Genomic DNA, 9,630 nt, shown 5'->3' on the forward strand with positions numbered 1-9,630 from the left:
AAACATCCGCTTCCGGATGGCCGCCCTATTCCTGATTGCTCTCGGTATCTCCTTGACCTATCCGACCGGCCTTCTCCTGCTCTTAATTCCGCTTATCGGAAATCTCCGGAATCGTCTGCGCGAAAAAAGCAGGCTGCAGTCGGCATCTTTCTGGCTGCGACAGATATTATATGCTCTGCCGTTCATCCTCGGTCCCTTGCTTCTCTGGAGTTATTTTTATTTCAAGTTTGACGATTTCTTCCTGCAACTTCACTTTCAGGAAAAGTATCAACGAACCTGGGATTTCCCGCTTACTGTCATTTTCCAGAGTTTCACCCACTACCCCTGGCATACCCCGGAGAATCTGACAATACTTTGGTACGGTCTGGCGTTTTTCATCTTCTTTCCGTATCGCGTCGGTATCGAATTGGTTTCATTTTCACTGGTGATGTTTCTCTTTTCTCCGGCAACCGGCACCACCATGTCGCTCTACCGCCACTATCTGATTATCTTCCCCCTCTATCTGATGATAGCCGCATCTCCTCGACCGAGATGGTTTAAGATGGTGTACATTTTGCTCGGTCTGGCGATTTCGCTCCTGAAATTGTTCCCCTTATTTTTGAACCTTAGATTGATTTAGATATAGAATCTCTTAACGTGCGAAAAATCCCGACTTGAAATAAGGAACGAATAATGAAAAATAAGATTCTTAGCATTTTGGCGTCAATCATGATACTGTCGCCTCTTCTCTTCGGCGCCAATTCCCCTCATAAGGTCACCTTTGGCTATTTTGAGAGCGGCGCCTACTTCATGCACAAGGTGACCTCAAATGAACTCAAAGAAAAACTGCGCATCTACTCGGGTGACCGGTACCAGTTTGAATTTGCGCCCAGCGGCTATTTCTCCGCCAACTGGGACCGGGAGCTGTCGCGGGCTATGGCGCGAGAGTTGAAGCGAAACAAGGAAATTGATATGGTTCTGGCCGCCGGCCCCTGGGTGGTGGAAGACCTTCTGGCCGCGGAATTCAATAAACCGATCATCGCCATCTGCCAGTTCGACCCGGCATCGGCCGGTCTTATTGATGCCGCCGGCAAACCGGTGGCGACGAACCTGACTCTGACTTATGACCCTAACAGAATCAGGAACGACCTAGCCGCAATCAAGCGGATTTTCCCTGACCGCAAAGTCGGTTTCATATACTACCCCGATGGCGCCGAGTACGAACGGCTGAAAGCGAAGATCGAGCAGGTTGCCGCCGGTCTTGGTATCGAGATAATGTTTGCCAGGGAGATGACAGCTCAGGGGAAATTCAGTTACTTTGTTTCACTCCAGAAGATGCCGCGTAGCAGCACGGTTCTTTACCTGCCGCCGCTCTGGAGTCTGGAACTGGAGCAGATGCGGGCGTTCTTCTTTGAGGCGCAGAGCGCCAAGATTGCCACCTTCAGTTCTGAAGGATTTTTGATGCTGGAAAAGGATGCCACCGCCTCCAACTCTATTTGGCCCTATCGCGCTGAAGCATCATTCTGCGCCAGAAAAATTATTACTATCGCCGAGGGAGCCGCTCCAGATACTCTTCCCATCATTCTGGAGCAAACCGAGAACCTCTGTTTGAATCTGGAGGGAGCCTCCAAAATCGGCGCGGAAATGGGACGGCGGGTAATTCTTGATGCCAAGATCATTCCGGCCCGCGCCGCCGACAGCGCCCTTAATCTGACTTTATCAGCCGTATTGGAACAGGCCTTCAATGAAAATGCCGGTTATCTTGCCCGAGGGCAGGTCTATGAGCGGATTGTTGCCGATGCCTCCCGCGCAATTGCTGAATTCCTGCCGGAAATCAATCTCGAGCTCTCGGCAGCGCAATCGAATTACGCTGTCCTGTCGTCCCGTTTTGACAACCATTTCCGTCGAAAGTATGAATGGGGAGCATTTGCCCGGCAGAAAATCTTCTCCTACCCCGCCATAAAGGAGCTGGAGATTGCGGGTAAGAAGAAGCAGTTGGGAGCTCTCGAGCTTGAAGGGGCAAAACTGGCGCTGAAATCGGCAGTGGTAAAGGGATATCTCGGGGTGCTGGAAGCAGAGGACCGTCTCGCAGCACAAGTTGAAATCACCGACCGGTTGCTGGATTTGCGCGAGACTTTGACCGCGCTGGCCAAAGCCGGCTACGCCAGCCCCGATGAGCTTCCCCTTGTGGAGCAACGTCTCACCGAAGCCAAGATCGCCCAGATTGAATACCAGCAGGAACTGAAAATCGCCCGAACCGTTTTAAGCGTGCTAATCAACCGCCCCGGTGTTACCAATATTGCCCTGGACCGCGCCGAATTTCAACCGGAAATGATGTCGCTGATGGTGCGCAAGTATGAGGAATATCTGGCGGATAATAAGAAAGAGAAGAAACTGGAGCAGTTTTTCATTGAGACCGGTATCGCCCGCGCGCCGGAACTGGCAGCCTCAGAACTCACCATCGGTCTGCAGCGAAACCTCCTGAGTCAAAAAGGTAAATGGTACCTGCCGGAGTTGAGCTTACAAGGCGGCTATTCCTATGGAGTTGAATTCTATCCGAAAGTGAGCAAACGGCGCGACTACTGGATAGTCGGCGGGGTGCTGGAGTTTCCCCTTTCATTGGGACGGAATTTCTTTGGCGGAAGCGGGGGAGAGAAAGCCCGTCTGGAAAAATCTATCTATCGTAAAGACGCCCTGCGCTTTGACAAGATGACTGAGATAAAGTCTTCCCTGGAAAATCTGATAACGCGCATCACCACTCTTCCCCTGAATTATTTCCACCGCAATCTTTCCTCGGCGGCGCTTGAGGCGTCCCGCGAAAAGCTGGATGCCGGGAATCTAACACTCGCGGAGTTTATCTATCTGGAGGAGAAAAACGCGGCGTCGGCGCATCGGACTATCGATGACCGTTTCGGCTTCTTCCGCGCCTATATTGACCTGTTTCACGAAATCGGGACAGGGTATATGTTGCACGGTAGCCCGGACGAGATGGAGTTTTACCAGGGGCTGGAAAGATATATAAGAGAATAGCCATCAGATTTCGCTGCTGATAACTTTGAGCGGTGATTCTGTCAGGCCGCGGCTTGTCTTGAGTTGAGCCCAAGCTCTAACGGAACTGCAGTGATTAAGAATACGGGCGGCTCGCCGCGGCGAGCCGCCCACTGAAAGTCGTTGGCTTGGTGGTAAGCCCGGTCTGGTCTAAATCGAGAGCGAATTGAATGGATGAAGTAGTGTGCGGGCAGATGTGGAGAGGCTGTCTCACAAGTCTTCGCCCTCGTTAAAGATGAGCGGCAGGTCACAATTTCGCGCTGTAAGGATTGGAGAGTCAAGTACTTCGCACTTGACGGCGCGAAATCAAGACCTGCCGCAACCTATAAAGGATTGAATGGACGAAGTAGTGTGCGGGCAGATGTGGACTCCGCTTAAGGCGGAGCCGCGCACTGAATTTCGAAACCTAAGAAGGTTTTCGACCTACTCAAGTCTTTTCCAACATCAAATAGGGCGTTACAGATGTCCGAATATGGCAAGTCCCCGTCATTGCGAGCCGAGCCTGATTTTGCTGGTCGCGAGGCAATCTCTTCTGGCATTTCAGAAGCTCCCAATAGAGAATGACAAATCCTCAAAAGAAAAAGGGCGCCTTCTGAGGCGCCCTCTGAAGCTATCACGACCGATTTATTGCTCCCCAATCAGCCTCTTCACATACTCCGGCAGGCAGAATGCCCCCAGATGCACATCAGCGTTGTAGTAATTGTTCTTCAACTTCAGCCGCTTGTATCGCTCGGCGTCAAAATCATCAATCGGATGATATCTCTTGGAGCAGAAAGCAAACGACCAGTACGCCGACGGGTATATCGGCACGTGCGCCGTGTACATTTTCACGATCGGAAAGATATCCCGCAGATTTCTATACATCTGCTTGACCGTCTCCGGATTAAAATATGGCGATTCCGACTGCGCCACCAGAATCCCATCGCTGTTCAATCGATTATAAACCTGCTGATGGAATTTCTTCTGGAACAGGTCCGCCGCCGGTCCCACCGGGTCGGACAGGTCAAGCATTATTACATCAAATCTCTCTTTCCCTTTAGCGATGAAATCTTTCCCGTCCCGGAAGACCAGCTTTGCCCGACGGTCTTTCGTGCCGGCGGTAAGATGAGGAAAATGGCGTTTGCAGACCTCCACCACCATCCGGTCGATTTCGCAGATCGTCACTTTCTTGACTTCCGGATGTTTCACCACGTTAGTGAGCGCCCCGCAATCGCCGCCGCCAATTATCAGCACGTTATTGGGCCGAGGATGGGTGAAAAGCGGCACATGCGTTATCATCTCGTTATATGACGTCAGGTCCCTGTCCGCCACCATCATCGAGCCGTATAGCACCAGCATCTTCCCGAAATCAGCGGTGTCCAGAATATCTATGCGCTGAAATTTGGACTGGTACGTTTCTACCAGTCCGTTGACTTTCACCGTCAAACCGCTTTTCCCCTGGTGCAGCTCGGTCATCCAGAGGTCCCAGAGGTCGGTCATCGACGACTCTTCAATATAGGGTTCGGCGCCTTTGCCTCTCTTTTTAGTCGATGACAAGGTATTCCGCCTTTCGCAAGCAGTTGAACGACGACGCCGAGACCGCGCAGTAAGCCCCCATCGCCGGGAATATCAAAAGGTCGCCGATTTCCAGCGGGGGGAGGATAATGTCGCGATAGACAACATCGAAGGAATCGCAGGTCGGACCGGCAAGCACCGAGCGCTTCCAGGTGGTATTGCGGTTGGTCAAAATCTGGTATTTACAATGGTCATATAAACGCCCCGAAAAGGAGCCGTAAAGGCCATCATCAAGGAAATACCAGCGCCGCCCGGAGCGGACCGATTTGCCAATCACTGATGCCACCAGCGTCACCGCTGTCGCCGAAATAAACCGTCCCGGCTCGCAAACCAGCCTGATACTATGAGGAATTTTCTCCTCCAGGCGGGCATGAATCGGCTTGCAGAACTCCTCAATTAGGGGAACTTCCTCGGTATACGGCACCGGAAATCCGCCCCCGATATCAAGAATGCCGGTCTCCAGACCGCGCCCTTTCAGTTCCTCAATAAGGTCAGCCGCAATATCGATGGCTTTGAGATAGACATCATTAGACAGGCACTGGCTTCCGACATGAAAAGCCAGCCCATAATAGTCAAGTCCTCGCGTTCTGATTCTTTCAGCCAGACCGACAACTTCCGAAGGAAGGCAGCCGAACTTGTAGGAAAGGTTTACGACGGCATCATTGTTTTCCACCTTGAACCGAATCATCAGGCGGACTTTGCCGACATACGGGATAAACTTATCGATTTCGTCAGGGTTATCGACCACAAAGATTTCCACGCCGGCATTGATGGCGTCGATTATCTCGTGCGGCGATTTGATAGGATGGGAATGTATCTGCTCCCGGGCATGACCGCCGGATTCCACCGCCAAAAGCAATTCCTGGTAGGAGGAAATATCAAACCGGTGCCCGGCACGGGCCACCTCTTCCAGGACCGCCGGGTGATTGTTGGACTTGATTGCATAATGAATAGCAACCCGGGGCAGAGAATGAGAAAGCCGCTCAAGATTCTGACGGATTTTAGAGCGCTCCAGCAAAAGGAAGGGGGTACGAATCTCGGATTGACCGAGAATCCGGCTTGCCCGCTCATATTCGGAAGTCAAAATTTCCGTGCTGGCGCTGGGATTGAGAACATCGATTGCTTTAATCATCGCGCGTTCCCCCGGTTAATGGGTTAATTGCTTGGACGGAGCGGTCGGCTCCGCGTTAGCCTTGTGGGCAATTACCTCATCAGAAGCCGACGGAATCCCGCGGTTGAGGTCTTTTACCTGTACCGCGCGGCTTCCCAGCTTCTCTTTCAAGTATTCCAGCGCCTTCCAGGGGTTCACGCTGGAGCCGCAGGTGAAACAATCGACCGCGGCGTAACCATATTCCGGCCAGGTATGAATCGAGATATGCGACTCGGCGATGACCACAATGCCGGATAAACCCTGGGGATTATAATGATGAAATACCGAATCCACGACCGTAGCGCCCGAATGACGCGCCGCCTCCAGCATTATCCGCTGAAGTTCCTCCTGATGGTTCAGGATGGCGGCATTGCAATCGGACAGCTCCGCCAGCAGATGACGTCCAAGTATTTTCACCTTATATCCCTCCTTCTTAAAAAGGGGTGATAAAAATTACATTTGAGGCGGTGATGTTACCCATAGGAAATTAGTTCCTATTTTGCCTCGGTTAACGAACTGATGAGCCTGCTCGGCTTCAAAATAAAAGCAGTGCCGCGGGGGCACCTTGTGCACCTTTTTCCCCAGCACCAGAGTCAATACCCCGGAAAGGACATACCCAAATTCCTCACCGGCATGGGGACCCTCGGTCGGGAGCTCCTCGCCCGGGGTGAGCCCAATCATAATCGGATCCATCAGATTATTGGTGCTTCCCGGTATAAGTATTTCAAACTTGGAAACTCCCCTGTCTGTTACCACCACTCGCTCCTTGGGAGAAAAGACCACTCGTGACTGACCGATATTGCCAAAAAACTCGGTTATGGTGACCCCCAGCGCTTCCAGAATATCCAGAAGCGAATCAAGTGAGATCGAGGTCTGGTCACGCTCCACCTGTGAGATAAACCCCTTGGTCAGTCGGGCCCGGGCGGCCAACTCGGATTGTGTCAATTCCGACGCCAGTCGCAGGGCTTTAATCTTTTCTCCTATCTCCAGTCTCATCAGTTTAGCAAAAAACAAGCAGAAGTTTAGTAAAGTTTCCCAAAACTACGTTTATTTACGGCGCTGTCAAGAAAAAATTTACACCAAAATCCAATTTTTCTCTTGGGAAAACGCCATCGGCAGCTTATAATGGAGTAGTCAGGTAGATAATCACAACGGTAATGGTTTATTATACTTAAGGTTATGGTTTAGTATACTGAACTCATGTTTTAGGAGACGTTAATAAAAATTTTTGCTGCCGGAAGCGCCCGGCCGGGCCGCTTCCGCCATTTATTCGCAAAAGTCATTGACATCTTTCAAGCGAATGTTATAATTATAATATATCCAATAACTTAATACTCCACACGATCGGAGGAAAAATGCGGAGATTGCTTCTTTTGTCTTTCTTGACAGTGGTTGCGGCGTCATCAGCATCCGCCCTGCAACTGGGGCTGGGGGCTTACGGCGGCGCCAATATCCCAATCGTTCAGGAAGACCAGGGCTCCGGCACCATTTTCGGATTGAAAGGAAAACTGAGCCTGATTCCCGGGATATCGGTCGAGCCGAATCTCAATTTCGCCAAGTTTGGCGATGCCGAACTCGATTTTGGCGCCACTCGTGAAGGCTCCAAAGTTACATCTTATGGCATTGACGCCGTCGTCGGCGCCGGCATGGGAACGGTTGGATTCAAGATGTACGGCTTGGTTGGCGCCGGTATCTACAGCACTACTCGCGACAATGATGAAGATGCCAGCAAATTCGGATGGGCTACCGGGCTCGGTTTCGAAATCGGTTTCTCCCCGACCATTGGGCTGGATATCCGGGGGAAGTTAAATGTTATCAATTCTGAAGGGGGAGGAACCAAAAAATCGGCTGCCGTGACCGGCGGCTTAAACTATTATATCGGCTACTGAGGAGGTGGTAGATAATGATGAAGAAAATCAGACTTGTTGCAGTCTTATCTGCCCTCCTGGCATTCGCAATACTGCCGGGATGCGACTCACTCTTGAGCGGGACATTTGTTATCGACTATATGATTTATGACATCGATATCACCAGCGGAAGCGAATGGGACCTCTTCCAGGTTGACCTGACCGAGGAGGATGTCTGGAAAGACCACAAAGACGAAATTAAGAATATCGACAATGTTGGTGTCGAACTCTGGATTACCAATCCTACCACCGGCGTTCAGACCGCCGAGTTGTATATCACCGACTATGACGATACCAGTCATGCCAGCGCCACTGCTATCCGCCAGAATACTGATGTGGTTTTCGACAACCTTTCCGCCGCACCGCAGACCCAAACCCATATCGACTGGTCCAGCTCGCTGGGACATGTTACCGACCTGAACAAATTGCGGACCTACGCCGAGCTGGGCAAATTTGCGGTTTATACTATTACCACCACTCTGCCGTATTCCATCGAAATCGACTCGGCCCGGGTGATAGTGACCGTGACAGTGAAGAAGTAGAGAATTAATTCGTCCTGAGCCTATATCTTACGGTATGGGCTCTTTTTTTTGTAAACTCCCCTGCCACAGTCGCAGAAATTGTTGTTCCGCTGCTGTACTGCCGCATATCGTGCATTTTGTAAGTTATTATTATTCAATAAATTGATATTCTGCTGCTGTACGAATCAGCCTTATGCTCGCAGATGCTGCGAAAACTCCTTGACTCAGACATCCGCCGTATTTTAAAGTATCTTCGCAAGTTGTTGTAAATAAAGAAATTAGAATTTTCGATTGCCACTTGCTTTACCCCGGCACAAATCTTGATATAAATATAGTCGAAGTTAGTTACTCTTAAATAGTATGGCGGTGAAGGGTATTTAAGAGGTGGGGATGAAGGAGCTCCTTAAGTGAGGGAGGAGCTCCTTTTAGTTTGTACAAAATCCCTCCGTTTCATCCCGAAATAAGTCCTTTCCTGTTTGGCGCTGGATTGACCCGGCGTTCTTAACCTTTTATATTTAAGAGATGGAGAATCCTGCTGCCGACCCTAAGAAACCGGACCGACGTCTCGGTGATGAATGGCTCGACTGGGACGGAAGCCTTAGCGCTGAGTCCTCCGAATCTGATTATCGGGTTTTCCTCGGGTTGGCCGTTTTGGCGACTATCTTTCTGATTCTTGCGGCTGGGGCTTTCCTCTGGCTGATTTACCCCCGTCTGGTATCGGCCGGTTCATTTCCGGCAAAGTTGATTTCCTTCATCTTCGTGGCATTTGGCGTCATTCTGATTTTCTGGCTGATTCTGTTCGTGATTTCAGCTGTCTTCAAATGGCCCGCCACTCGTCTGGTGATAATCCCTTCGCTGGTGAACCGTCTTCTATCACTCGTTATGGCTATCGGAAAATTGCTGGGGATATCAAAAGACCGCCTTACCAACTCTTTTCTCAAAATCCATAATATGATTCTCGGCTCCCGTCCGCCGCGGACCGAGCCAAAAAGACTTCTGGTTCTGATGCCCCGCTGCCTGACCAAAGAGAATAACATCCGCCTCCGTGAACTGCGCGACCGGTTTGGATTCCAGATGGCGACGGTTGACGGCGGCACCGAAGCCCGTCTCAAAATCAAAGAGATTCATCCCCGGGTGGTCATCGCCATCGCCTGCGAGCGGGACCTGATTTCCGGATTTAGGGAGGTCAATCCCTACATTCCGGTTATAGGATTCCCCAACCGACGTCCCGAGGGTCCCTGCAAGAACACCTGCGTTGACCTTTCGTCGATAGAGCAGGCGATAATGCGCTGCCTGAATTAGGCATTGTCCATGATGCTTTGGCAGAAGCGCCAAACTCCTTGACATTTAGCGGTCAAATGTTAAATTTATTCCCCTTGTAGAGTAATGGCGGTGTAGCTCAGTTGGTCAGAGCAGCGGAATCATAATCCGCGTGTCCGGGGTTCGAATCCCTGCACCGCTATTTTTTTAT

9 protein-coding genes and 1 tRNA gene are annotated in these 9,630 nt (G+C 50.9%); 6 read left to right on the forward strand and 4 right to left on the reverse strand.

All coding sequences use genetic code 11. From position 1 onward, the window contains the following. Window positions 1-619 (forward strand): hypothetical protein (locus tag AB1690_01495; protein ID MEW6013974.1); only part of this gene is annotated, 619 nt, incomplete at its 5' end. Between the two features lie 53 nt (window positions 620-672). After that, a complete protein-coding gene (locus AB1690_01500; protein MEW6013975.1) occupies window positions 673-3,009 on the forward strand; it encodes an ABC transporter substrate binding protein in 2,337 nt (778 codons plus the stop codon). 642 nt (window positions 3,010-3,651) lie between these two features. Here the strand turns inward: AB1690_01500 and speE are convergent. From speE to AB1690_01520, 4 genes are read right to left on the reverse strand one after another with little or no spacing between them, the layout of a single operon-like run. Then, window positions 3,652-4,563, reverse strand: a complete 912-nt coding sequence (speE, locus tag AB1690_01505; protein ID MEW6013976.1) for a polyamine aminopropyltransferase — start codon at window positions 4,561-4,563, stop codon at window positions 3,652-3,654. Beyond that, window positions 4,550-5,713: a type III PLP-dependent enzyme gene (locus AB1690_01510; protein MEW6013977.1), complete on the reverse strand. Its 1,164-nt coding sequence runs from the start codon at window positions 5,711-5,713 to the stop codon at window positions 4,550-4,552. The genes speE and AB1690_01510 overlap by 14 nt, the downstream gene beginning before the upstream one ends. Before the next feature lie 15 nt (window positions 5,714-5,728). Continuing rightward, window positions 5,729-6,148: an adenosylmethionine decarboxylase gene (gene speD / locus AB1690_01515; protein MEW6013978.1), complete on the reverse strand. Its 420-nt coding sequence runs from the start codon at window positions 6,146-6,148 to the stop codon at window positions 5,729-5,731. A 36-nt stretch (window positions 6,149-6,184) separates the two neighbouring features. Beyond that, complete coding sequence (locus AB1690_01520; protein ID MEW6013979.1) at window positions 6,185-6,727, reverse strand: XRE family transcriptional regulator; 543 nt, start codon at window positions 6,725-6,727, stop codon at window positions 6,185-6,187. 359 nt (window positions 6,728-7,086) lie between these two features. On the opposite strand from AB1690_01520, the gene AB1690_01525 reads away from it, so the two are divergent. From AB1690_01525 to AB1690_01540, 4 genes are all read left to right on the forward strand, one after another. After that, a complete protein-coding gene (locus AB1690_01525; protein MEW6013980.1) occupies window positions 7,087-7,620 on the forward strand; it encodes an outer membrane beta-barrel protein in 534 nt (177 codons plus the stop codon). Window positions 7,621-7,634: 14 nt separating this feature from the next. Next, window positions 7,635-8,180 carry a hypothetical protein gene (locus AB1690_01530; protein ID MEW6013981.1) on the forward strand — a complete coding sequence of 182 codons (546 nt, stop codon included), beginning with the start codon at window positions 7,635-7,637 and terminating at the stop codon, window positions 8,178-8,180. Window positions 8,181-8,681: 501 nt separating this feature from the next. Continuing rightward, a complete protein-coding gene (locus AB1690_01535) occupies window positions 8,682-9,461 on the forward strand; it encodes a DUF116 domain-containing protein (protein ID MEW6013982.1) in 780 nt (259 codons plus the stop codon). 86 nt (window positions 9,462-9,547) lie between these two features. Next, a tRNA-Met gene (locus AB1690_01540) sits at window positions 9,548-9,621 on the forward strand. Window positions 9,622-9,630: the final 9 nt, after the last annotated feature.

The sequence above is a fragment of the Candidatus Zixiibacteriota bacterium genome (genome assembly GCA_040753495.1).
In the GTDB taxonomy this organism is placed as follows: Bacteria; Zixibacteria; MSB-5A5; order GN15; family PGXB01; genus DYGG01.